The organism is Streptomyces sporangiiformans (assembly GCF_005768555.2).
GTDB lineage: Bacteria > Actinomycetota > Actinomycetes > Streptomycetales > Streptomycetaceae > Streptomyces > Streptomyces sporangiiformans.
The window spans coordinates 1-22,968 of sequence record NZ_VCHX02000145.1 but is presented as its reverse complement, the minus strand read 5'-3'; the positions used below and the strand labels follow the sequence as shown (position 1 = coordinate 22,968).

21 protein-coding genes and 1 pseudogene are annotated in these 22,968 nt (G+C 70.6%); 2 read left to right on the top strand and 20 right to left on the bottom strand.

Annotation, left to right across the window (positions count from 1 at the left end; all coding sequences use genetic code 11):
- Positions 1–4: 4 nt before the first annotated feature.
- From FGD71_RS21885 to FGD71_RS21855, 7 genes are all read right to left on the bottom strand, one after another.
- Positions 5–2,251 carry a beta-xylosidase/alpha-l-arabinosidase gene (locus FGD71_RS21885; protein ID WP_119102190.1) on the bottom strand — a complete coding sequence of 749 codons (2,247 nt, stop codon included), beginning with the start codon at positions 2,249–2,251 and terminating at the stop codon, positions 5–7.
- Positions 2,252–2,286: 35 nt separating this feature from the next.
- A complete protein-coding gene (locus FGD71_RS21880; protein ID WP_240436708.1) occupies positions 2,287–3,051 on the bottom strand; it encodes a carbohydrate ABC transporter permease in 765 nt (254 codons plus the stop codon).
- Positions 3,052–3,185: 134 nt separating this feature from the next.
- A complete protein-coding gene (locus tag FGD71_RS21875; RefSeq protein ID WP_119102189.1) occupies positions 3,186–4,214 on the bottom strand; it encodes a carbohydrate ABC transporter permease in 1,029 nt (342 codons plus the stop codon).
- Between the two features lie 9 nt (positions 4,215–4,223).
- Positions 4,224–5,516: an extracellular solute-binding protein gene (locus FGD71_RS21870; RefSeq protein WP_119102231.1), complete on the bottom strand. Its 1,293-nt coding sequence runs from the start codon at positions 5,514–5,516 to the stop codon at positions 4,224–4,226.
- 149 nt (positions 5,517–5,665) lie between these two features.
- A complete protein-coding gene (locus tag FGD71_RS21865) occupies positions 5,666–6,694 on the bottom strand; it encodes a LacI family DNA-binding transcriptional regulator (protein ID WP_119102188.1) in 1,029 nt (342 codons plus the stop codon).
- Between the two features lie 89 nt (positions 6,695–6,783).
- Entirely contained in the window at positions 6,784–6,915 is a 132-nt protein-coding gene (locus FGD71_RS21860) for a DUF397 domain-containing protein (protein WP_119102187.1), read from the bottom strand.
- 14 nt (positions 6,916–6,929) lie between these two features.
- Positions 6,930–7,760 (bottom strand): helix-turn-helix domain-containing protein, encoded by an 831-nt coding sequence (locus tag FGD71_RS21855; protein WP_119102186.1) that lies wholly within the window; start codon positions 7,758–7,760, stop codon positions 6,930–6,932.
- A gap of 116 nt (positions 7,761–7,876) precedes the next feature.
- On the opposite strand from FGD71_RS21855, the gene FGD71_RS21850 reads away from it, so the two are divergent.
- Positions 7,877–8,323: an ATP-binding protein gene (locus tag FGD71_RS21850; protein WP_119102185.1), complete on the top strand. Its 447-nt coding sequence runs from the start codon at positions 7,877–7,879 to the stop codon at positions 8,321–8,323.
- A gap of 279 nt (positions 8,324–8,602) precedes the next feature.
- Here FGD71_RS21850 and FGD71_RS49715 read toward each other — a convergent pair whose 3' ends face one another.
- From FGD71_RS49715 to tsaB, 8 genes and pseudogenes are all read right to left on the bottom strand, one after another.
- Positions 8,603–8,728, bottom strand: coding sequence for a hypothetical protein (locus tag FGD71_RS49715; RefSeq protein ID WP_276147152.1), 126 nt, complete (start codon positions 8,726–8,728; stop codon positions 8,603–8,605).
- An 89-nt stretch (positions 8,729–8,817) separates the two neighbouring features.
- Positions 8,818–9,273: a hypothetical protein gene (locus FGD71_RS21845; protein ID WP_140935927.1), complete on the bottom strand. Its 456-nt coding sequence runs from the start codon at positions 9,271–9,273 to the stop codon at positions 8,818–8,820.
- A 1-nt stretch (position 9,274) separates the two neighbouring features.
- On the bottom strand, positions 9,275–9,616 hold the full coding sequence (locus FGD71_RS49010) for a polymorphic toxin type 43 domain-containing protein (protein ID WP_240436707.1): 342 nt from the start codon (positions 9,614–9,616) through the stop codon (positions 9,275–9,277).
- Positions 9,617–9,650: 34 nt separating this feature from the next.
- A pseudogene (locus FGD71_RS21840) lies at positions 9,651–13,736 on the bottom strand (RICIN domain-containing protein); the annotation flags it as partial.
- A 611-nt stretch (positions 13,737–14,347) separates the two neighbouring features.
- Positions 14,348–14,605: a hypothetical protein gene (locus FGD71_RS21835; RefSeq protein WP_119102184.1), complete on the bottom strand. Its 258-nt coding sequence runs from the start codon at positions 14,603–14,605 to the stop codon at positions 14,348–14,350.
- Positions 14,602–15,693 (bottom strand): tRNA (adenosine(37)-N6)-threonylcarbamoyltransferase complex transferase subunit TsaD, encoded by a 1,092-nt coding sequence (gene tsaD / locus FGD71_RS21830; protein ID WP_119102183.1) that lies wholly within the window; start codon positions 15,691–15,693, stop codon positions 14,602–14,604. Before tsaD ends, FGD71_RS21835 begins: the two co-directional genes overlap by 4 nt.
- Positions 15,686–16,183 (bottom strand): ribosomal protein S18-alanine N-acetyltransferase, encoded by a 498-nt coding sequence (rimI, locus tag FGD71_RS21825; protein WP_119102230.1) that lies wholly within the window; start codon positions 16,181–16,183, stop codon positions 15,686–15,688. Before rimI ends, tsaD begins: the two co-directional genes overlap by 8 nt.
- A 17-nt stretch (positions 16,184–16,200) precedes the next feature.
- Positions 16,201–16,854 (bottom strand): tRNA (adenosine(37)-N6)-threonylcarbamoyltransferase complex dimerization subunit type 1 TsaB, encoded by a 654-nt coding sequence (gene tsaB / locus FGD71_RS21820; RefSeq protein ID WP_119102182.1) that lies wholly within the window; start codon positions 16,852–16,854, stop codon positions 16,201–16,203.
- A 110-nt stretch (positions 16,855–16,964) separates the two neighbouring features.
- Between tsaB and FGD71_RS21815 the strand changes: the two genes are divergently transcribed.
- Positions 16,965–17,516 carry a L,D-transpeptidase gene (locus tag FGD71_RS21815; protein WP_162931195.1) on the top strand — a complete coding sequence of 184 codons (552 nt, stop codon included), beginning with the start codon at positions 16,965–16,967 and terminating at the stop codon, positions 17,514–17,516.
- Positions 17,517–17,563: 47 nt separating this feature from the next.
- Here the strand turns inward: FGD71_RS21815 and FGD71_RS47465 are convergent, their stop codons facing one another.
- The 5 genes from FGD71_RS47465 to FGD71_RS21795 all read right to left on the bottom strand — a co-directional run bounded on the left by FGD71_RS47465 (position 17,564) and on the right by FGD71_RS21795 (position 22,666).
- Positions 17,564–17,737 (bottom strand): hypothetical protein, encoded by a 174-nt coding sequence (locus FGD71_RS47465; protein WP_162931194.1) that lies wholly within the window; start codon positions 17,735–17,737, stop codon positions 17,564–17,566.
- A 186-nt stretch (positions 17,738–17,923) separates the two neighbouring features.
- Positions 17,924–18,451 (bottom strand): tRNA (adenosine(37)-N6)-threonylcarbamoyltransferase complex ATPase subunit type 1 TsaE, encoded by a 528-nt coding sequence (tsaE, locus tag FGD71_RS21810; protein WP_119102180.1) that lies wholly within the window; start codon positions 18,449–18,451, stop codon positions 17,924–17,926.
- Complete coding sequence (locus FGD71_RS21805) at positions 18,417–19,649, bottom strand: alpha/beta fold hydrolase (protein WP_119102179.1); 1,233 nt, start codon at positions 19,647–19,649, stop codon at positions 18,417–18,419. The genes tsaE and FGD71_RS21805 overlap by 35 nt, the downstream gene beginning before the upstream one ends.
- Positions 19,646–20,890 carry an alanine racemase gene (gene alr, locus FGD71_RS21800; RefSeq protein WP_119102178.1) on the bottom strand — a complete coding sequence of 415 codons (1,245 nt, stop codon included), beginning with the start codon at positions 20,888–20,890 and terminating at the stop codon, positions 19,646–19,648. Before alr ends, FGD71_RS21805 begins: the two co-directional genes overlap by 4 nt.
- Positions 20,891–21,199: 309 nt before the next feature.
- Entirely contained in the window at positions 21,200–22,666 is a 1,467-nt protein-coding gene (locus tag FGD71_RS21795; protein WP_119102177.1) for an NAD(P)H-hydrate dehydratase, read from the bottom strand.
- Positions 22,667–22,968 lie beyond the last annotated feature (302 nt).

The window sequence follows — 22,968 nt, the reverse complement described above, 5'->3', positions numbered from 1 at the left end:
CATCTCATTTCACCCGTACTTCGCACCGCATCCGCCGCTCCCGGCCCACGACCCGCTCCGGCCCGGTCAGCGTCACCGGCACCGCATACCGCACATCTCCCTCGGCGCAGGACGCGGCCAACCGCAGCTCCAGCTCTCCGGGTTCGACGATCCGGTCACCGTCCGGGCCCGTGTACGCGGCCATGTCCGCCGGAAACGTGAAGTGGACCTCCGCCGACTCCCCCGCCTCCAGCGGCACTCGCGCATAGCCCACCAGTCGGGCCACCGGGCGGGCCACCTTGCCGACCGGGTCGTGGAGATAGAGCTGGACGACCTCCGCGCCGGGCCGCGTCCCGCTGTTGCGCACCGTCAGGCGCAGCGTGGTCTCGCCGTCCGTCGGGAACGAGTCGTCGTCGACCGACGGTGTCTGCCAGTCGTACGTCGTGTAGGACATCCCGTGGCCGAACGGGAACAGCGGGGTGGGGTCGAGGTTGCTCGCCTCTCCTCGTTGTCCGAGCGGCGGCGCGAGATACGTCCACGGCTGCCCGGCGGGGTCGCGCGGCACACTCACCGGAAGCCGCCCCGACGGATCGACCCGCCCCGACAGGACTCCCGCCACCGCGGGGCCTCCCTCCTCGCCGGGGAAGAACGCCTGCACCACCGCCGCGACCCGGTCCGCCCAGCGTCCGAGCGCGTACGGACGGCCCGACAGCACGACCAGCACGACCGGCGTTCCCGACGCCAGCGCTTCGTCCACCAACTCACCCTGGCCATCGGGCAGTTCGAGGTCCGCCGCGTCGCACCCCTCCCCCGACGTGCCGCGCCCGAACAGCCCCGACCTGTCGCCGACCGCGACCACGCAGACGTCGGCCACCGCCGGATCGGCCACGAAGTCCGCGTCCGGCAGCTCCGCGCCCAGCGCTTCGAGCAGCGTCGGCACGGCGACGCCCATCGGCACCTCGGGGTGGTCCAGGAGGACATGGCGGGGGAACGTGTAGCAGCCGAGCATGGCCGCCGTGTCGTCGGCGTGCGGGCCGAGGACCGCGATACGCCGTACCGCGGAGGCGGCGAGCGGCAGGATGCCGTCGTTGGCCAGCAGGACGACCGACTCCTGGGCCAACTGCCCTGCCAGGGCCCGCATGGCGGGCGGGTCGAGATCCACCGGGTCGGACGAGATCAGATCGGACGACGGACCGGGCGGCGCCCAGTCCGGATCCAGCAGACCCACCTCGCACTTCTGCGTCAGGACCCGCAGGACCGCCCGGTCCACCAGTTCCTCGTCGAGCGGTCCCGCTCCGAAGCACCGCACCGCCGGCAGTTCCACGTCCACGCCCGCCGCGAGCGCGAGCGACGCCGCCCCCGCCGGGGAGTCCGTGAGCTGGTGCGCAGACTCCAGGAAGGACACGCCGAAGTAGTCGGAGACGACCGTGCCGGTGAACTCCCACTGTTCCCGCAGGAGTTCGGTGAGCAGTCGGTGGTGCGCGTGCGCGGGCAGCCCGTCGACGTCGTTGTACGCCGCCATCACCGACCGCGCGCCGCCCTCCCGTACGGCCATCTCGAACGGCGGCAGGATGACGTCCGCCAGTTCGCGCGGGCCGATCGAGGCGGGCGCGTGGTTGCGGGCGCCGCGTGAGGCCGAGTAGCCCGCGAAGTGCTTGAGCGTGGCGACGATGCCCGCCGCCTCCAGCCCCTGGACGTAGGCGGTGCCGACCGTCGCCACGAGGTAGGGGTCCTCGCTGATCGACTCCTCCGTACGGCCCCAGCGCGGATCCCGTACGACATCGAGGACGGGCGCAAGCCCCTGGTGGATGCCGACCGACCGCATGGAGGAGCCGATCGCCGACGCCATCTCCTGCACCAGCGCCGGGTCGAAGCTGGCGCCCCAGGCGAGCGGCGTGGGAAAGACCGTCGCCTGCCAGGCGGTGAAGCCGGTGAGGCACTCCTCGTGCGCGAGGGCGGGCAGCCGGAAGCGGTTCGCGGCACGGACGCGCTCCTGGAGGGACGCCAGCCGGGCGGCGCCCTTGGCGGGATCGACCGGCGCCGTGCCGAAGGGCCGGGTCAGCTGGCCGAGGCCGTGCGGCAGCAGCTCGGTGAGGTCCACGTCCTCGGACATCGCGTGCTGCAGCGGGGCCATGTCGCCGCCCGGGGTCGAGTTCGAGCCGGGCCAGACGCCGTAGAGCTGGGCGATCTTCTCCTGCGCGGTCATGCGGGCGAGCAGGTCGGCGGCGCGGACTCCGGCGGGCAGAGCCGGGTCCTGCCAGGGCTCGGTCATGTGACTCCTCACATCCAGAGGGGAATTCGGCAAGGTCAGCCCTTGGTCGCGCCGAGCGTGATGCCACCGATCAACTGACGCTCGGCGACCGCGTAGAAGGCCAGGGCGGGTGCCATGGCAAGGACCAGATACGCGAAGATGCGGGCCACATCGGAGGCGTACTGGCCTTGGAACTGCTGGATGCCGACCGGGATCGTCCACCAGGTGGGTTCGCTGAAGACGAGCAGCGGCAGCAGGAAGTTGTTCCAGCTCCCCACGATGGCGAGGACGGAGACCGTGCCGAGGGCCGGGCGCGCCAGCGGCAGCAGGATGCGCCAGAAGAAACCGAAGGTCGAGCAGCCGTCGAGTGTCGCGGCCTCCTCCAGTTCCCCGGGTATCTCCCGGAAGAAGCCGCGCAGGATGACGATCGTCATGGGCAGGCCGAAGGCCGCCTGGGGCAGGATCACGCCCCACGGGTTGTCCAGGAGCCCGAAGGTGCGCAGCAGGATGAACAGCGGCAGGATCGCCACCGCGAACGGGAACATCAGCCCCATCGTGAAGACGGTGAACAGCAACTCCCGCCCCCGGAAGGCGAACCGGGCCAGCGCGTACGCGGCGAGCGCCGCCGCCCCCACCGTCAGCACGGCGGTGGCCAGGGCGATCACGGTGCTGCTGCCGATGGACCGCCAGAACGCGCCCGAGCCGAGCAGCGACGTGTAGTTGGAGGTCACCCACGGGTCCGGAAGGCCGAAGGTGTTGCCGGACAGCTGGTCGGTCGACTTGAAGCCGGAGACAAGGGCGTACAGGAGCGGGGTGACCATGAAGACGCCGACCGCCCAGAGGATCACGTACACGGGGACGGTGCGCAGCCTCCGGCGCCGCCGCACGCTCTTCGGCACGTTGGCCGGGGCGCGCGGCGGCAGGCTCTCGGCCCGGGTCACGCTCGTCGACGCGCTCATCGGTTGGCTCGCATGGTGGTGATGGCTCCTTCGGTGTCGCGGCGCAGCACGAAGCGCTGGTAGGCGAGGGCGAAGACGAGGCTGATCAGGAACATCGCCACGCTGATGGCACTGGCGTAGCCCATCTGGTAGCGCTTGAAGCCGTACTGGAAGAGGCTGATGACCATGGTCTCGGAGGCGTGGTCGGGGCCGCCCGAAGTGATCACCCACACCAGGTCGAAGAGCTGGATGGCGCCGATCACGGACAGGAAGACACTGATCCGGAGGGTCGGCGCGAGCAGCGGCAGCGTGATGTGGCGGAAGCGCTGCCAGGCGCCGGCGCCGTCGATGCGCGCCGCCTCGTGCAACTCGGCCGGGATGCCCTGCAGACCCGCCAGGTACAGCATCATGTGGAAGCCGAAGTACTTCCAGGTCATGACGAGGAAGAGCGTGGGCAGGACGGTGTCCTGGCCGGCGAACCAGTCCCCGCCCAGAGCGCCGAACCCGATCGCGTCGAGGGATTTGTCGGCGAGCCCTTCGCCCGGCGCGAAGATCATGCTGAACAGCACACCGGTGATGACCTCGGACAGGATGTACGGCGCGAAGAACAGCATCCGGTAGACGGCCCGGCCGCGCAGCCTCTGGTTCAGCAGCACGGCCATCGCGAGCGCGAACGGCAGCTGGAGGACGATGGAGAAAACGATGAGCAGGAAGCCGCGCCACAGGTCGCCCAGGAACACCGGGTCGTCGAAGAGCCGGGTGTAGTTGTCGAACCCCACGCTGTCCGAAGGCGTTCCGAATCCACCCCAGTTGAAGAAGCTGATGTAGAACGCGTAGCCCATCGGCACAAGGACGAGCAGGCCGAACAGGACCAGAGCCGGGACGGTGAAGACGAAGGCCGACAGCCAGTCACGCACCCGGCGCGGGGCGGGCCGCCGGGCCGCCGGGCCGGGTGAATCGGGCGCCGGGCGGGGAGACTTGCCGGCGTCCGGCGCGTAGGTCGACGAGGAAGTGATCGAGGCCGGGGTGGAGGTCGGATGCGTCATCGGCCGCCGCTAGCCCTCGCTCTTGGCGACCTGCGTGACCGAACGCGTCACCTGCTCGGGCGACTTGGAGCCCGCGATGAGCGCGGCGACGCTGTCGTTGATCTCCTGGCCGACCGCGGGAGCGTAGGCCTGGTCGAGGTAGAGCTGGAAGCCCGTGGACTTGTTCAGCGCGTCCGAGACGGCGGTGAGGTTGGGATCCGTCAGCGCGCCCTGGGCGGCCTTGGACACCGGTACCAGCCCGGTCTCCTTGACGAGCTTCTCGGCGAACTCCTTCTCCGCGAAGAACTTCAGGAACTCCACCGCCGCCTCCGGCGCGCCCTTGCGCACCGCGTGGCCGCCGCCCCCGCCGAACACCTCGGTGAGCGCTCCCTTGCCGCCCTCCACGGCAGGGAAGGAGAAGAAGCCGAGGTCCTCGCCGAGGCCCTTGCCCGCATCCGCCTGTACGACCGGCGCCCACTGGCCCATCAGCTCCATGGCCGCCTTGCCGTTGGCCATCGTGGCCGCCTCTCCGGTGGGCGTTGAGTAGGCCGCGCCGAGGAACCCCTTCTGGAAGGGCTTGAGGGCGACGAGTTCCTTGAGGTGCTCGCCGGCCTTGACGAAGTCCTCACCGGTGAAGTCGGCGTCGTCGGAGGCCTTCTGCATCGCCTCCAGGCCCGCGACACGCATCGAGAGGTACGCCCAGTAGTACATGCCGGGCCACTTCTCCTTGCCGGCCAGGGCGATGGGCGTGATCCCCTCGTCCTTGAGGGCCTGGACGGCGTCGAGGTAGCCGGACCAGGTGGTGGGCGGGGTGTCGATGCCGGCCTTCTTGAAGAGCGCCTTGTTGTACCAGAAGCCGACCATGCCGATGTCGAAGGGGACGGCGTACGCCCTGTCCTCGAACCGGTAGGCCTCGAGAGCGGCGGGCATGAAGTCCTTCGTCCAGGACGAGACCTTGTCCGTCAGGTCCTCGACCAGACCCGCGTCGACCTGCTGCTTGAGGACGCCGCCGCCCCACGTGTGGTAGATGTCCGGCAGCTTCCCGGAGGCGGTCTGCGCGGTCATCTTGGACTTGTACGCCTCGTTCTCCAGCGTCACGATCTTGATCTTGACGTCGGGATGCGCGGCCTCGAACTCCTTGGCCCGCTGGGCCCACAGCTTCTTCGCGGGCTGGGTGGTGGTGATGTTCCACCACTCGATCTCGGTCTTGCCCGAGGTGTTGCCGCTGTCGGAGGAGCCGCAGGCGCTCAAGGCGGCCGCCCCCAGGCCGGTCGCCGCTGAGGCCGCCAGGAACCCGCGGCGGGAGAGTGAGGTGTTGCCCAACGCTCGCATCGCACACCTTCCGGAAGGTTGCCCGAAAATTATCGGTTGAGTGCGCACGGAAGTTACGGGCGTCCGACAGGTATGTCAACGCTCCTGACAAATATCGGAGGTATCGGGATCGGGACGGACCGGCAGGCGCGCGGAACCTGTCAGGAACGCCCGGCAAGCGGTGCCGTACTCGCCCTCACGACGAGCTCGGTGGCGAGCTCGACCCGAGGGGACGCCGGCTCCTCGCCCTCCGCGAGCCGCAGCACCGTGCGGGTCGCCAACTTGCCCATGTCCGCGAGGGGCTGGCGAACCGTCGTCAACGGCGGAGCCGACCACCGGACCTCGGGCAGATCGTCGAACCCCACGACGCTCATGTCCTCCGGCACGCGAAGCCCGCGGCGCCTGAGGGCCTCGATCGCGCCGAGGGCCATCTGGTCGCTCGCGGCGAACAGCGCGGTCGGCGGCTCGTCCAGGTCGAGCAGGACGTTGCAGCCGTCGAAGCCCGCCGCGTGATAGAAGTCGCCCGGCACGATCAGCGCGTCATCGACCGCGACGTCCGCGCCCTCCAGGGCCGCGCGATAGCCGTCGAGCCGTGCCCGCGAGCACAGCAGCCGCTGTGGCCCGGCGATGAAGCCGATCCTGCGGTGGCCGAGGCCCAGCAGGTGTTCCGTCGCGGCCATGCCGCCCGCCCAGTTGGTCGCGCCGACGGTCGGCATGTCCAGGGAGGGCGAGCCCGCCGGGTCGACGACGACGAGCGGGACGCCGAGGCGCCGCAACTCCTCGTGCAGACGGGGTTCGAGGACGGAGGTCACCAGGATCACCCCGTCCGACGCGCGCGTCCGCAGATTGGTCATCCACTGCCGCGCCGAGCCCGAGGCGTTGTGGATGGCGGACACCACGGTGCCCACGCCGGACGCGTGCGCGATCTCCTCCACACCGCGGATGATCTCCACAGCCCAAGGGCTGTCGAGGTCGTTGAAGACCAGGTCGATGAGGACGGCCCGGTCGCGCTGAGCGGCGGACTTGCGCTGGTAGCCGTGATGCCGCAGCAGATCCTCGATCCGGGCCCGGGTTTCCGGCGACACGTCGGAGCGGCCGTTGACGACACGCGACACGGTGGGGACCGAGACCCCGGCCTGCCGGGCGATCTCGGTGATGGTCACCTTGTTCTTGATGCTCTCCCGGGCCACTGCGCCCACCTCCGTTGCCGCAACCTTGCAGAAGTCTTCCGGAAAACCGGGGTCGGCGTGAAGGCTACAGGGGGCCCAGGCGGCCTGGGTCAGTCCACCCGGGCGGCGGCCTGTGCGACGAAAGTGGTCCAGGCGGAGGGGGTGAGGCCCAGGTGGGGGCGGCTCGGGTCGCCCTGAGGGCTGCTGTAGCTACTCTTGAACCACGTGAGGTCGGTGCTCATAGCGCTCCTCGGATTTACTTGAGCAGGTCCTTGGAGTCCCCGGGCGGCAGGGCCTGCGAGCGCAGTGTTGCATAACGCTGGCCAACGATGACGACCTCTTTCACGTCCGTGATCAGCCAACCGTGCTGTTGGCCTTCCGCGTAGGCGAACCGTCTCCCGTCCCCTGTTTCCAGGAGTTGGAGCGGGCCCGCGAGGCACGCGTGCTCCTTGTAGTTCGTCGGCATGATCTGCAGGTGCACGTTGCGTGCGCTCGCGCTGGCCAGAAGGTGGTCCAGCGCGCCCCTCATGACCTCTGGACCGCCGAGATGGCTCCGCAACACCCCCTCGTCGATGATGAAGCTGAACGAGGTGTTAGGGCGCTCACGCAACAGACGCTGCCGCTCCACGCGCGCTTGGACCTGCGTCTCCATCTCTTCTTCGTCGAGCAACGGGATGTTGTTGCCGAACGCAGCGCGGGCGTACGCCTCCGACTGCAACAGCCCAGGCAGAATGCGGCACTCGTACGTGTCGAGACTCACCGCTTCCCGCTCCAGCCTTGCCCACATCCGGAACCAGGACGCCAGCCCCGGCTGGCGCGCCATATGCCGAAACGCTCTGCGCAACGCCCCCGTGTTCCCCAGCGCACCCTCCGCCAGCCCCACGAACCGCTCATCCGCGAGCCGCCGCCCCAGCTCGATCGATTCCACCGAGTGCTTGGACAGATGAACCAGCGCCCCGAACTCCTCCCGACTCAACCCCGCATGTTCCCGCAGCCCCTGGACGAATCCGCCGAACGTCCTCATGCTGTCCGACGACTCCGGCTCACCGCCCTGCCCCTGCGCCGTCCAGCCAATGTCGTGTGCCATGCACCCAGAGTCACCGAACGATCACCGTACTGTCCACACGGCGACCCCGTACTCCACCCGCAGTACGGACGTACAGCCTGGTAAGAGCACCCGCCGGCCCGCCACCGTGGACCACCATGAACCACCCCGACACCCAAGTCCCGGTTACCGTACGCGTGTTCACCCAGCGCTTCTCGGCCACTCCCCGAGCCACCCGCCTGGCACGACTGCTGGCCCTCGGCCAACTCGACGCATGGGACGTCCCGTACGGCAGCGGGGCCTCGGACGCCGCAGCCGTGATCGTCGCCGAACTGACGGCGAACGCCGTCCTGCACGCCCGCGTCCCGGGCCGCGGCTTCGAACTGCGCCTGCTCCTCACGGGAGTTCACACTCTGCGGATCGAGGTCACGGACACCCGCGCCGACCGCCGCCCGGAGCAGTCACCAACCCCTGCCCCAGACGCCGAATCAGGTCGTGGCCTCACCCTCGTCGAGGCCCTGGCGACCAGCTGGGGCGTGACGGACGGCCCGGCACCGCGCAAGACGGTATGGGCGGAGCTGACGCTGCGACCAGGCCCGACGTGACCTGTGCACCAGCGCGACACAGCCCGGCACCAGAGGCAGCGAGGCGAAACCCCAGCCGTCCGGCAACACCAGGACCGAGAGGCCACCGAACACGATCAGCACGGCGACGAACACGGCGTTGTCCCTGTTCACGGGGTTACGCGGGCCGGCAGACACAGCACGAGTCTGTCGGCCTTCATGTGAATGCAGGCCCCTGGAAAGGCAAAGTTCGGGAAACTCGAGGTCGTGCGGCCCGCAGGAGCTCCCGGCGCAGGTGTCGCGCGGAGAGCTCCTGCATACTCACCGCGAGTCCACCATCCGGTACTCCCGGGCGATCACCTTGGGCTTCCCCGACGGGGTCAGCGTCGCGAAGGCCTGGCCCTGATGCTCGTCGGTGATGATGGCCCGGCTCGTGCTGTCGCACACCGCCTCCCTCTTGCTGGGGTTGATCTGGCCCCCGGTGCCCGAGGGGCCCCACCGGAAATCAATCCGATGGGGACCTTCAATTCCATGCGTCAGTCTCGGTCCTCAAGCGAGTCGCTCAGCATCGAAGAAAAGCGCCGGAGCCTCTCCCGCATCTCCGGTTCCACGATCTCCGAATCAAGCATCTCCCCAAGAAGATTCCCCATGGCCTCGCTGTCGAATTCCGAGCGCTGAACCATCTCGATCGCCCATGGAACAGCGAGTCGCATCCAATAGGGGCGACCAGATTTCCAGGCTGATCCCACGGTCAGCTCGATCAGCTTCTCAGGGGGTGGCGTGCCACCTCTCGCGGGGGATTCCCCTAGGCGGGAAAATTCACTGAGGCATTCGGAGAAATCCCGCTCCAAGAAGGGCCACATCGGAATGAAGCGCGAACCTTCGAGAGTTGCACGCCCCTCCACTTCGGTACCTACGCCGATCTCGCCGCTGGGCATGACGCCAATCCACGCCCCGTCGCCGCGATAGACCACAGGAGTCCATTCTCCCATGTCACCCCCACGGCCTGTAGTCGAAGTCAACGCCATAGCCCTTCAGGAAATCCTGGAACTTCTCGCGTGTGGCGTCCGTCCACCTGTGCCCGTAGTGTCCGCTGTTCTCGGTGAATACTAGGCGGCCGTTGTCGCGGAAGATAGTGCCCCCCCAGCACCGTCTTCTCGTCGGCGTCGATGGATCGCGCCAACTGCTCGTGCGGGCTGCCTTCCAGGCCCAGATGTGCCGGGTCTCCCGTGATGAACCTTCCGGTACGCGGTTCGAAGACGAACTCGATTTCAGGCGCAGAAGGATTGAACGCCTTGAGTGCGTCGGCCGACTTGACCCCCGGTCCGAGCTCAATCAGGACACAGCTCGGGCCGACGTTCTGCGCCGTCGCCCTCAGAGAACCCGCCGTTATGAGCGCTCTGGCGGTGCCAGGCTTGGTTTTGCAGGCAGTGATCGCATCCTCGTAGATGTTGACCTGTCGCTCGATCTTGGCGAGCGTCGCCGGGTCCAGGTTCAGGACCTTCAGTGCGTTGAATGCATCGCGAACCCCCACCCCCGTGTGCAGCGCGGCGTCCAGGGCGCGGATCGCATCGGCGACCCTGCTGAACGCCTTGCTGGGGATGAAGTTGCTCGCGGCCCAGGCGCAGCCGCTGGCGCTGCCGTGCCAGCAGTCGACGAAGTCCTGGACCAGGACCGCCTTCAGGATCTTGTAGGTAAGGGTCTGCTGAATGAGATCCAGCTTGCTGAAGTACTCGGTGACTTCCTTCGTCAGGCCCTTGAAGGGCTCGGCGCGGAGAAACACCGTGTCCCGCGACGGGCAGCCGGAAGCCGTGGCCGGCACGTCGGGGTTGGTGCACAGGTAGAAGTCGACCGTCACATCGAACGTCACCGTGAACGTGACGGTGCAGCCTTCGAAGCCGACCTCTATGACGCAGGGGTTCTCCTGCTTGGCGTCGGTGATCTTGAGGCTGTCCTCGTCGACGACGTACCACGTGTCCCCGATCCCAGTACCCGCGCCACTGGCAACCTGCTTGTTGGCCTCCTTGCGTGCGGCCGACTCTGCGGCTCGCTGCGCTTCCTCGGCGTACTTGTCGGCGTCTTTCGCGGCCTGTTCGGCTTCGGTCGCCGCGGCGTCAGCGCGGTCGGCCGCTGCCCGTGCGTCCTTGGCGTCCTGTTCGGCCTGGGCCGCGGCCGCGCGGGCGGCGGAGGCGTCGAGGGCCGCCTGGTCGGCGGAGTCACGGGCTTCCTTGGCGTAGCCTTCAGCGCGCCCGGCAGCCTTGTCGGCTGCTGCGGCATCCTCGGTGGCCTGTCGGCCGTATTCGATGGTGCGGGCCAGTGACGCAGCTGCCTTGGACGCGGCAGTGGCCGCAGCGGCCGCGTAGCCGAGGGCCTCGTTCGCATAGGTGCGAGCGTCCCCCGCGTGCGCGGCGGCGTTGGCCGCGTGCTGGTAGGCGGCCTTCGCATCCCCCTGCGCCTGGTCGGCGAGGGCCTTGGCTGCCGCGGCCTCCTCCTTCGCGTTCTTGGCGTGGGCGTCGGCGACTGCCTTCTGCTGATCGGCGATCGTCTTCGACGCCTGCCCCGTCAGCACAACCAGGCTCGCGGCCGAGTCCGTGGTGACGTATGGGGAGCCGAGCTGGATCGCGTCATTGGCCGGCTTGGCGACCTGCGAGGCGGCGTTCCCGGCGTCCACCGCGGCCTGAGCGGTGACATGGGCGAAGCCCGCAGCCTTCGCCGACGCCGCCAGGGCCTTGACGGCCTCCTTCTTCGCCTCGTTCGCATGGCCCTTGGCAGTCTTGGCCTTCGCTTCCGCTTCGCCGGCCAGCTTTACGGCCGTCTTCGCCTCCGAGGCGGCGTGGGCGGCAGCCTTAATGGCGTCCGCCGCGGCGCTGGTCGCGGTCTTCACCGCGGCGTCGGCCTTCAGCTCCGCCGCCTGCGCCCCGTCGGCGTGCGCCCGGGCGCGCTTCGCCGCCGCCTCGGCGCGGGTGGCTGCGGCGTCCGCGTCGGCTGCGGCCTTCGTCGCGACGTCGGCCTCCGAACGCGCCTTCGTGGCAGCCGCCTCGGCGTCGCCCGCGTGCTTGTCCGCCGCGTTGGCGGCCGCCCTGGACTCCTTGGCATTGGTGTCCGAGATGTGGGCCTGAGCGTAGGCGGCTTTCGCATCCGCCTTGGCGCGGGCGGCGTCGGCCTTCTGCTCCGCGTCCCATGCGTCGTCCCGCTTGGCCTTGGCGTTGTCGCGGGCCTTGACCGCGGCGTTCTTCTTCTCAACCGCGGTGCCCTCGGCGGTTTCGGCCTTCTCCTTGGCGTCTTTCGCCTTCGTCGCTTCGGCTTCGGCGTTCTTCTTGTGTTGCGCTGCCTCGGCCTGCTTGGCTGCGGCGGTCTCCTTCTCCGCCTTCGCCGTCTTCTCCTCGGCTTCCGCCGCGAGCCGCTTGGCGTGGGCGTCGGCGGCGGCCGCCTTCGCGTCACCCTCGGCCTTCAAGGTCTCGGCGAGTTTGGCCTCGGCGGTCTCCTTGTCCTTCTTCGCGTTGTCGCGGTGCACCTTCGCGGCGTCGGCGGCGGCCTTCGCCTGCAACTCCGCGGTGTGCGCGGCTTCCTTACGGAACTCCGCCTTCACCTGTGCGGCCTGCGCCAGCGCTCGCTGCGCGATGGTCTGGCTGTCGCCACCGGAGGCGCGGGTGGCGGCCTCGGCGGTCTCGCCCGCCTTCACCATCGCCTCAAGGGCGGCAGCCGCACCCTGGGTGACCTGCGCCTTCTGCTGACCCACCAGCAGACCACGGCCCCGAGGAGCGCCGTTGGCGTCCGCGACGGTGTACGCGGACTGCTCGGCGGTGCCCGAGTCCGTCGCGGCCTTCTTCGCGGCGGCGGCCTGCGACTTGAGGACGGCGAGCTGCTGCTTCGCCGCCGTCTGAGCGCTGATGATGCCGGTCTTGGCCTTGTCGAACTGCGCCTTCGGCGGAACGGTGCCGTTGTGGCCGGACGGCTTGATGTCGAACTGCTGCGGGCCAGTGCCGTTGCACGCCCACAGCCACGAGTTGTAGCCGTTGGTGTACTCGTGCAGGTCCAGACACTTGCCCGTGCCGACGTTCTCCAGGCTCGTCGTCGCGCGCAGGTTGTACTTCCACGTCTGCGCCGGGGAGCTGTTGCACGTCCAGATCAGGATCTTCGTGCCGTTCGCCGAGTCGTTGTTGTAAACGTCGAGGCACTTCAGGGAGTTGACGTTCTGCAGGTGCAGGCCCTTGTCGTCGCCGTAGACCTGCCACTTCTGCGCCGCCGAGCCATTGCACGTGTACAGCTGGACCGGTGTGCCGTCGGCCTTCTTGCCACCCTCGGCTTCGAGACACTTGCCCTGCGCCGCGTGCACCTCGATCACCGTTGGCGCGTCACCGACCCACCCGGCCCCGCCGGCGGGCCAGTAGTCCTGCCAGCGGGCCAGGCGGTCGGCGGTCCACGACTGGCCGAGCAGGTCTCCCAGAGCCTTGGCGCCGGTGGCCAGGGCCTTGGTGGCGTCCTTGTTCGCGTTCAGGATCTGGTTGCGCTGAACCTGCTGGGAGGCGATCTCCTGCTGCCACTCCTGGGCGGCCGTGGCAGAAACCTCGTTCAGCGCCTTGTTCGGGTCGACGGGGTCACGCCACGCGCACGACGCGAACCGGGTCTTCAGGTCCTCGACCGCGATGCGGTACTCCGCGGTGTCCGGCTGCGGGGCGGTGCGGGGAAAGCCCCCGGACGCGAGGAAGATACGGGCGTTGTCCGCGCCAGCGTTCTCCCCCGTGGCCCCGCGCAGCCACTTGAACGCGTCCCGCTCGGCGAGCGCACGTTCCCGCTCGTCCTGGGGAAGATTCGGGTCCGGGTCCTTCCCGTAGAGGGGGGTGCCCAGGTCGTCAACGGCCTTGAGGGTCTTCTCGTCCGCCTTGGGGGTGGTGTCCTGGTAGAAGTCGTCTTCTTCCTCCCAGAACCGGTCGGCAGTCCACTTCGTCAGACCGGTCTGGCCGTAGAAATCGTCCTTGCCGTCACCCGGCGATCCCGGGGGCCAGTGGAAGTCGGCGCTGGTGAAACCGGCCGGGGTTGTCAGACCGTCGACGGGCTTCTGCCAGCCGCCGCGGAGGGCGTGGAGGGCGTCCAGTTCCTTGGCCGCCGCGTCCTTGTCCTTCTGGTACGCCTGGGCGAGCGGGGTGCTCTGCCAGTGCTCCCGGTCGGCCAGAACGTGGAGCTTGTCCGGGGTCTGGTTGAGGCCGTCCTGCGCGGTCGTGGCCATGGACGGGCCGCCCAGGCGCAGGACATCGGCCATCAGGCACTGGTCCTGCCGTAACTGCTCGGCAGCCGAGTCCTCGTGCCAGTCGTAGGAGTCGCCCGCCTACTCGGCTCCCCCTCTGGTGTCCCGGTTGAGCAGGTCGGGCTGGACGGCCAGGCCACCGAGGACGGCCAGGGCAGCGACAGATGTGATGACGGGGGTGAGGATTCCGGATCTTCGGAATCCGGGCATGAGGAACCGCGTTCTGGGGCGCAACAAGGTGCCCTTTCTTCGTCAAAGGGGGGTGCGGGCCGGGCCCGGTCGAAGAGGTGAGGGTGCTGTGAGGCGGTCGTGCTGCCTCAGCGCGGTGCCGGGAACTCCCAGCAGGCGTGCGCGAGTGGCCGCCTTGACGGCATGACGATGTACCTCTCCCCGTGGGCGCCGGTGTTCCCGGCCGCCGGAATGGCTGGTGCGCCCGGATGCGGGTTGGTCAAGACCCGCCGGGCGCGCGGCGATCACCATAGCCACGGGTCAGCGGCATGTAACAAGGGGTAACTTCGGCCGCCCGCGTCCCGCTTGGCGCGTGGCCCCAGACCCGGGCCGCACTCCGGAATGAGTAAATCCCGTGAACAGAACGTGCGTTAACTGTGTTCATCCTGTGAAGAAGGGATGGGTTTACGGGCTGCGCAGCGTCCGAAGTTGACCAAAAACCAGCCCACCAGACCAGGACATGACAAGCAGCCCGGGAGGACCACGCCCAAGGAGGTCACAGCCGAGTCGCCCTCCCGACGACTGAACCCGACGGCTGTCCCGACAGTGATCCCGACGGCTGCCCCGACGACGGTTGGACGATTACCGTCCGGTCAGCCCTCCGCCACCGGCTCGAACCGCCACCTGTGCACCGTCCGCGTCACCAACTCGCCGTCCGGGTCGGGCAGTTCGGGAAGGTCGGCGTCGTACGGAGCGTCCCACCAGGTGATGACCAGGACGCGGTCCTGAGGTGCCCGGAAGGTCTCCCGGCGCAGGGGCCTCACGGCGAGGTCCTGCGCCCGGACCCAGGCCAGCAGTTCCTCGCCCCGGCCCGCCACCGCCCGCGCCTCCCACATCAAGGCGACCGTCACGAGTACAGGTTCTCCTTGCTCACCTCGTGCACGTGATCATGCGTGCGCCCAGGGACGTGCGGATCCGTCACCGGAAGCGAGGAGTCCGCCGAGAGGTCCCAGTCCGAGGCCGCGCGCCCGCGCGCCACCATCTCCGCGCCGAGCGCCGCCACCATCGCGCCGTTGTCGGTGCACAACTTGGGCCGGGGGACCCGCAGTCGGATCCCGGCGGCCTCGCAGCGCTCCTGGGCGAGGACCCGCAGCCTGGAGTTGGCGGCCACCCCGCCGCCGATCATGAGGTGGTCGACACCCTGGTCACGACACGCGCGTACGGCCTTCCGGGTCAGCACGTCCACGACCGCCTCCTGGAAGGACGCGGCCACATCGCGCACCGGCACCTCCTCCCCCGCCGCCCGCTTCGCCTCGATCCAGCGGGCCACGGCGGTCTTCAGACCGGAGAAGGAGAAGTCGTACGCCGGGTCGCGCGGCCCGGTCAGCCCGCGCGGGAACGCGATCGCCTCCGGGTCGCCCTCACGCGCGTACCGGTCGATGACCGGACCGCCCGGGAAACCCAGGTCCAGCACGCGCGCGATCTTGTCGAACGCCTCTCCCGCCGCGTCGTCGATGCTCGCGCCCATCGGCCGTACGTCGGAGGTGATGTCCGTGGAGAGCAGCAGCGAGGAGTGGCCGCCGGAGACCAGCAGCGCCATCGTCGGCTCCGGCAGCGCGCCGTGCTCCAGCTGGTCCACGCAGATGTGCGAGGCCAAGTGGTTGACGCCGTACAGCGGCTTGCCCAGCGCGTACGCGTACGCCTTCGCCGCCGAGACGCCGACGAGCAGGGCGCCCGCGAGCCCGGGGCCGGCCGTGACCGCGATCCCGTCGAGATCGCGCGCGCTCACCCCCGCCTCCTTCAGGGCCCGCTCGATGGTCGGCACCATCGCTTCCAGATGCGCGCGGCTCGCGACCTCCGGTACGACGCCGCCGAAGCGCGCGTGCTCGTCGACGCTCGACGCGATCGCGTCCGCGAGCAGCGTGGAGCCGCGGACGATGCCGACGCCGGTCTCGTCGCAGGAGGTCTCGATGCCGAGGACGAGAGGTTCGTCAGTCATGGGTATCTGTTCCTTGTGCAGAGGGGGAACCCGCGGTGGAGCCACTGTCGGACGCCGTGCCGAGGCGCATCACGAGCGCGTCGATGTTGCCCGGCTGGTAGTAGCCGCGCCGGAAACCGATGGGCTCGAAGCCGAAGCGCTCGTACAGCTTCTGGGCGCGGATGTTGTCGATCCGGCATTCGAGCAGCACCTCGGCGCACTCGAAGGCGGTCGCGGCCCGCAGCAGCTCGGTCAGGATCAGCGCGCCGAGCCCGGTGCCCCACTGGTCACGGGCGACGGCGATGGTCTGTACGTCCCCCACGTCGCCCTGGGCGGCGAGGCCCCCGTACCCGACGAGCCGCTCACCGTCCTTGGCCACGACATACCGTCGTGTCGCGGCCGGCCCTCGCGAATGGGCCAGCTCCGACCAGAACATGCCCCGCGACCAGGCATCCTCGGGGAAGAGGTCCTTCTCCAGCGCCAGTACGGGGTCGATGTCCCACCAGCGCATCTCGCGCAGCACCGCCGTCACTTGGGGGTGACCACCTTGTAGTTCTTGGGTACCTGGGCGTCGGGGCGGCGCAGGTACATCGGGCGGGGGGCCGGGAGTTCCTCGCCGCGCGCCAGCTTCTCCGCCGCGAGGGACGCGAGTGCCGCCGCGGAGACGTTCTCGGGTTCGTGCGCGTCGGGGAACGTGTCGGGGTAGAGCCGCGCGCCCGCGCCGACCGCGGGCAGACCGGCTACGGCCTCGGCGATCTCGGCGGGCCGGTCCACGGCGGGCTCGGTGTCCCGCGTACGGGAATCGGAGTAACGCGCCCAGTAGACCTCCTTGCGCCGGGCGTCGGTCGCCACGACGAAGGGGGTCCCGATGTCGGCCGCGTACGCGAGGCCGTCGAGGGTGCAGAGGCCGTACACGGGCACGCCCAGCGCGAGCCCGAGGGTGTCGGCGGTCATCAGGCCGACCCGCAGCCCGGTGTACGGGCCGGGGCCCACGCCGACGACGATGCCGGTGACGGCGTCGAGCCGCAGCCCGGCCTCGGCCAGCAGCCGGTCGACGGCGGGCAGCAGCAGTTCCCCGTGCCGACGGGCGTCCACCTGACTCGACGAGGCGACGACGGACGTCCCGTCGTGCAGCGCGACGGTGACGGCGGAAGTGGCGGTATCCAGAGCGAGCAAGAGCACGCGAACAGCCTACGGCGCCCGAGGCCTGGGCACGGCCGCCATGGCCCGGCCACCACCTGGTGCTACCGTCACCGAAAAGACGTATGCGGTACGAGAGGTGGGCACACAAGGTGGCTAGGAGCAGCTCGGGATTCGTGGCCGGGCTCACCACGGCGGCGATCGTCGCAGTCGGCTTCCTCGCCTACCGGGCGTCGGCCAATGTGCCGGAGGACCTGGGCAAACCGCAGCCCACCAAGTCCCCGACGACCAACGCGTCGAAGGCGCCGGGCGCCGAGGACCTGGCCGCGCTCCCCGCCCGGTCGGGCACGGGCGACCGGGTCGTCTACTCGCTGGACGACGACCGCGTCTGGCTCGTCGGAGCGAACGACCGGGTCCGGCGCACTTTCGAGGTCACGCCGGGCACGGTGGACCCGGCGCCCACCTCGTACAAGGTCACCTCTCGCTCCGGCGCGGTCACCGGTTCCGACGGCGTCGCCATCGAGCATGTCGTCCGCTTCGCGACCGTGGACGGCGTCGCGATCGGCTTCAGCGCAGCGGTCGACGGCTCGACCGCCGCACCGGACGCCTCGCAGAAGCTCGGCGGCATCCGCCAGTCACGCGAGGACGGCGCCGCGATGTGGAAGTTCGCCACGGTCGGCACGAAGGTCGTCGTCGTCGAGTAGGCGCAAGGCCGGGCGCCCTGTTCAGGGTGGCCCTGCCGGCGGAGCGCTCAGGCGGCCTCGCGGTGGCGCTCCTCGGGCGCGGGGGCCTGTGGGGCGGGAGCGCGTGGGGGCGTGGACACGGCGTGGGCTGCGGCGCTTGCCGCGAGCAGCTCACGCATCGACACCCCGGCGGGCTTCGCAGGAACACGCGGCCGCGCCACATCACGTTCCGAAGTCGACATGGCCGCCTCCTGGGGCTCCGGGCGCAGACGAAGTTAGGTAGACCTAACCAACACCGGTAACCATGTGAACACGGCGAAGGCGCGGTACGCAACATCTTGCCGACGACTTGTCGGAACCTTAGGGCGAACGTACGAAGGCCTGGGGCACCCGGCCCGTGGGCGACCGCCCGTGACGACTGTCCGTGATCAGACCGCGAGCACGCCGAGGTCGACCGTGGCCCACCGCTGTCCGACTCCGGTGAGGGTGACGTGCCGTACCTCGTCGGTGGTGTCCCCCACCGCCCGGTGGATCAGCACATGCAGCCGGTCCTCGGTGAGCTCCTCGACCTTGCCCTCGCCCCACTCCACGACGATCACCGAGTCGGGCAGCGAGACGTCGAGATCGAGGTCCTCCATCTCGTCGAGCCCCCCGCCGAGGCGGTACGCGTCCACGTGGACGAGCGGCGGCCCGTCACCGAGGGACGGGTGCACGCGGGCGATCACGAAGGTCGGCGACGTGACCGCGCCCCGCACACCGAGCCCCTCGCCGAGCCCGCGAGCCAGCGTCGTCTTGCCCGCGCCGAGCTCCCCGGTGAGCATCACGAGATCACCGGCCCGCAGCAGCTTGGCCAGACGGCGGCCCAACTCCTGCATCTGTTCGGGGGATTCGACGGTGAGCCGGGCGGTGACGGGCATGGTGTCAGCCGGGTTGTGCGGTGCTGCTGGTGCTTCCATAACCACCCACGGTAGCCCCTGCCGGGACGGCTCCCGCGCGGGTGAGGAGGTCGGCGAGGCGGTCGGTGACGACCTCCGGGTGCTCCAGCATCACCAGGTGCCCGGCGTCCGGCACGAGCACCAGCTCCGCGTCCGGCAGCAGGTCCGCGATCGCCTCGCTGTGCTCGCTCGGGGTCACCAGGTCCTTGACTCCGGCCAGCACGAGCACGGGCAGTTCGTCGAAGGACGCCAGTGCCTCGGTCTTGTCGTGGTCGGCGAAGGCCGGGTAGAACTCCGCGACCACGTCGATCGGCGTGCCCTCGATCAGCCGCTCCGCGAACCGCGCGACCGCCGGGTCGATGTCCCGGGTCGCGAACGAGTACCGCTTGACGATCCCCGCGAACAGATCGGCCGTGGCGCGCCGCCCGCGCTCCACCAGCTCGGCCTGCTGCCCCATCGCCTTCAGTATCCCGGGCAGGACACGCCGCACCGCGTTGACGCCCGCCACGGGCAGCCCGAAGTTGACCTCACCCAGGTTCCCCGACGACGTACCGACGAGCGCCACCCCGACCACGCGCTCGCGCACGAGGTCCGGGTACTGGTCGGCGAGCGCCATCACCGTCATGCCGCCCATCGAGTGACCGACGAGCACGAGCGGGCCCTCGGGTGCGGCCGCGTCGATGACCGCCTTCAGGTCACGGCCGAGCTGGTCGATGTCGACCGGCACGCCGTCCCGCGTCTGGGCGACGCCGCGACCCGAGCGGCCGTGGCTGCGCTGGTCCCAGTGGACGGTCCGCACCACACCGCGCAGCGCGGCGCGCTGGAAGTGCCAGGAGTCCTGGCTGAGGCAGTAGCCGTGGCTGAAGACGACGGTGACCGGGGCCGGGGCCTTGCGCCCGAAGAGTCTGCGGCGGCGGGGCGTGAGCGTGGTGTCCTGCTCCACGTCGTCGACCTCGTAGTACAGCTCCGTGCCGTCGTCCGCGGTCGCTGTGCCGGGCATGCCGCGCAGCGCGCCGTACGGACCGGCCGAGTCGAGCGCCAGCCGGGCCTTTCTGCGCATGCCGCGGCCGACCGTGAGCCGCTCGATCGCGACGCCGGCGGCAGCGCCCGCCGCGATGACGCCTATCGCCGCGCCCGCGAGGCCCGCCTTGCGCCAGTTCCCGGCGTTCCCCGCGGCGGAGACTACCGAGGCGGCGGCCTCCGCACTGCTCTCGCTCACGTACCGCTCCTCTTCACCGCAGTGTCGTCTGGTGCTGCTGGTTCCCTCTGTCCTGTGCCGGAGGTCCGGGGGCCGCCTCCGGAAAGGGCGTACCCGTCTTGTTCTTCATTCACGTAGACGCGCGGCACGCGGGTTCCGATCCGGGTGACGATTTCGTAAGCGATCGTGCCCGCGGCCTGAGCCCAGTCCTCCGCGGTCGGCTCGCCCCCGTCACCGGGCCCGAACAGCACCGCCCGCTCGCCCACCGGCGGTGTGTCCCCGCCGAGGTCGACCGCGAACTGGTCCATCGCGACCCGGCCGGCGACCGTCCGCCATTTGCCGCCGACCAGGACGGGGCCGGTGCCGGAGGCGTGGCGCGGGATGCCGTCCGCGTACCCGACGGGCACGAGGCCGAGGGTCGTGTCGCCCGATGTGACGTACTGATGCCCGTAACTGACGCCGTGCCCCGCCGGAACGCGCTTCACCAGCGCGAGTGACGCCCACAGTGTCATCACCGGGCGCAGTCCGAGATCGGCCGCGGTGCCGAGCTCGGGGCCGGGCGAGATGCCGTACGTCGCGATTCCCGTGCGTACGAGATCGAAGTGGGCCTCGGGGAGGGTGAGCGTGGCGGGCGAGTTGGCGATGTGCCGCACCTCCGGCCGTACGCCCCGCTCCTCGGCGTACCCGACCATCTCGCGGAAACGGGCGAGCTGGGCGTCGATGGAGGGGTGCCCCGGCTCGTCGGCACACGCGAAGTGCGACCAGAGCCCGGTGACCCGGACGAGTCCCTCCGCCTCGGCGCGCAGCGCCTCGCCGACGAGCTCCTCCCAGTCGCCGGGCTGACAGCCGCCCCGCCCCAGACCGGTGTCGGCCTTGAGCTGGATGCGGGCGGCGCGGCCCGCCGTGCGCGCGGCCCGCGCGACCTCCCGCAGCGCCCAGAGCCCGCTGACGCCCAGGTCCAGGTCGGCCTCGACGGCCTCGCGCCAGGGGCCGCCCGGTGCCCACAGCCAGCACATGATCCGGCCCGGCAGGCCCGCCGCGCGCAGGGCCAGCGCCTCCTCGGGCGTGGCCGTGCCCAGCCAGGTGGCGCCCGCGGCGAGGGCCGCCCGGGCACACGGGACCGCCCCGTGCCCGTAAGCGTCCGACTTGACCACCGCCATGAGGGCGGCGGCGGGTGCGTGGGCACGCAGGGTCCGCACATTGGCCCTCAGGGCGGCCAGGTCGATCTCGGCGCGAGCACGCGCGACTGCTGTCTCACTCATCGCGCCCAGTGTCGCAGAGTGCTCGGACAGGCCCGTCGGACACCGTCCCCGCGCCCCTAAAGGGGGCGCCCCTTTAGGGGCGCGAGGCTGTGACATCATGCGGCTCCGCCGCGCGGGCGCGACCAGCCACGACCGTCCCGCAGCCGACACACGACCCGGGGGCTCGGGGGCGCAGCCCCCAGCCAGGGGCGCGAGGAACTGCGCGACCAGCCACGAACGGCCCGCAGCCGAAGTGCGAGCGATGGGGGGGCTGGGGGCGGAGCCCCCAGTTTCGGGAAGGGGCGGGGTCGGGGAAGAGCCCTCACCACCTCAGCCCACGACATCCCGCCACGCGGAGCGAATCTCCTCGGCCACGTCATGCGCCCCCATCGGCGCCCCATCCGCCGCGAACCGCCCCGCAAGCCCGTGCAGATACGCCCCGGCACTCCCCGCATCCAGCGCCCCGAGCCCCGCGGCGAGCAGCGACCCGGTGAGCCCCGACAGCACGTCCCCGCTCCCCGCGGTGGCGAGCCAGGACGTACCCGTCGGATTGACCCGGACCACCCCACCCGCGGCCGAAGCCACCAGCGTGGTCGACCCCTTCAACAACACCGTCGCCCCATACCGGCCCGCGAGCTCCCGCACGGAGTGCAGCCGCGCTCCCTCGACCTCGTCCCGCGAGACGCCGAGCAACGCCGCGGCCTCGCCCGCGTGCGGCGTCAGCAGCGTGGGCGCCCTCCGCGCCCGTACGAGATCACGGTCCGCGAGCCGCAACCCGTCCGCGTCCACGAGAACGGGCACGTCCGCCCGCAGCACCGCCGCCACGGCCTCCGCGTCGTCCCCGGCCCCGGGCCCGACGACCCACGCCTGCACCCGCCCGGCCCGCTCGGGCGATCCGGAGGACACCAGCGTCTCCGGGAACCGCGCGATCACGGCGTCCCCGGCGGGCCCGACGTACCGAACGGCTCCCGCCCCGCCCCGCAGGGCCCCGGCCACGGCGAGTACGGCCGCGCCGGGGTACCGCGCGGACCCGGCGGCGATCCCTACGACCCCCCGCCGGTACTTGTCGCTCTCGGCCCTCGGCACCGGCAGCAACGCCGCCACGTCGGCATGCTGCAAGGCCTCCAGCTCGGCCTCGTCGGGCATCGAGAGGCCGATGTCGATCAGCCTCACCGACCCGGCGTACTCCCGTGCGGGATCGATCAGCAGCCCCGGCTTGTGGGTCCCGAAGGTCACCGTCAGATCGGCGCGCACCGCCGCGCCCCGTACCTCTCCGGTGTCGGCCTCGACACCGCTTGGCAGATCCACGGCGACCACGGCGGCGCGGGAGGCCGCGGTGACCTCGGCCAGCGCGGCGGCGTCCGGCCGGAGCCCCCCTTTGCCACCGATTCCGACGATGCCGTCGACCACGAGATCGGCCGCGAGAATCACCCGCTCGGCGGCGGCCAGGTCGGCGGGGCCCTGGCCTGCGTCGTCCCGCCGGCCCGGAGCCACGCTGCCGCCGGCGCGCCGGAGCGCGGCCAGGCCGCCGGCATGCGTCCGGTCGGGTGCGAGCAGTACCGCCGTGACGCCGGCGCCGCGGCGGGCGAGGCGGGCTCCCGCGTACAGGGCGTCTCCGCCGTTGTCGCCGCTGCCGACCAGCAGGACGACACGGGCGCCGTACACCCGGCCCAGCAACTCCGCGCAGGCGGCGGCCAGTCCAGCGGCTGCCCGCTGCATGAGCGCCCCCTCCGGGAGCCGCGCCATCAGTTCCCGCTCGGCCGCCCTCACCGTTTCCACTCCGTACGCACTACGCATACGCCGAGTCTCCCCCACGCCTGCGCCCGCAGGCGCGTGGCAGAGGGTTTCCTTTCCCCAACCCCACCCCTTCCCGAAACAGGGGGCTGCGCCCCCAGGCCCCCCATCGCTCGCACCTCGGCTGCGGGCCGGTCGTGGCTGGTCGCGCAGTTCCCCGCGCCCCTAAAAACGGGGCGCGCGCCCCCAACCGTCCCGCAGTCGGTCACCGGCGGGAGGGGCCGTGTGCCGGTGCGTCATCGCCCGTCGCGTAGGGCTTGTCTCAGGAAACCCGCACGCTGTACCAACACCGGGCCGTACGCCCC

Excerpts from the sequence above, each read along its gene's own strand:
- FGD71_RS21885 (WP_119102190.1), bottom strand. The coding sequence starts at position 2,251 with ATGACCGAGCCCTGGCAGGACCCGGCTCTGCCCGCCGGAGTCCGCGCC.
- FGD71_RS21880 (WP_240436708.1), bottom strand. The coding sequence starts at position 3,051 with ATGGTCACCCCGCTCCTGTACGCCCTTGTCTCCGGCTTCAAGTCGACC.
- FGD71_RS21875 (WP_119102189.1), bottom strand. The coding sequence starts at position 4,214 with ATGACGCATCCGACCTCCACCCCGGCCTCGATCACTTCCTCGTCGACC.
- FGD71_RS21860 (WP_119102187.1), bottom strand. The coding sequence starts at position 6,915 with ATGAGCACCGACCTCACGTGGTTCAAGAGTAGCTACAGCAGCCCTCAG.
- FGD71_RS21855 (WP_119102186.1), bottom strand. The coding sequence starts at position 7,760 with ATGGCACACGACATTGGCTGGACGGCGCAGGGGCAGGGCGGTGAGCCG.
- FGD71_RS21850 (WP_119102185.1), top strand. The coding sequence starts at position 7,877 with ATGAACCACCCCGACACCCAAGTCCCGGTTACCGTACGCGTGTTCACC.
- FGD71_RS21845 (WP_140935927.1), bottom strand. The coding sequence starts at position 9,273 with ATGGGAGAATGGACTCCTGTGGTCTATCGCGGCGACGGGGCGTGGATT.
- tsaD (WP_119102183.1), bottom strand. The coding sequence starts at position 15,693 with ATGACTGACGAACCTCTCGTCCTCGGCATCGAGACCTCCTGCGACGAG.
- rimI (WP_119102230.1), bottom strand. The coding sequence starts at position 16,183 with ATGCGCTGGTGGGACATCGACCCCGTACTGGCGCTGGAGAAGGACCTC.
- FGD71_RS47465 (WP_162931194.1), bottom strand. The coding sequence starts at position 17,737 with ATGTCGACTTCGGAACGTGATGTGGCGCGGCCGCGTGTTCCTGCGAAG.
- tsaE (WP_119102180.1), bottom strand. The coding sequence starts at position 18,451 with ATGGAAGCACCAGCAGCACCGCACAACCCGGCTGACACCATGCCCGTC.
- alr (WP_119102178.1), bottom strand. The coding sequence starts at position 20,890 with ATGAGTGAGACAGCAGTCGCGCGTGCTCGCGCCGAGATCGACCTGGCC.
- FGD71_RS21795 (WP_119102177.1), bottom strand. The coding sequence starts at position 22,666 with ATGCGTAGTGCGTACGGAGTGGAAACGGTGAGGGCGGCCGAGCGGGAA.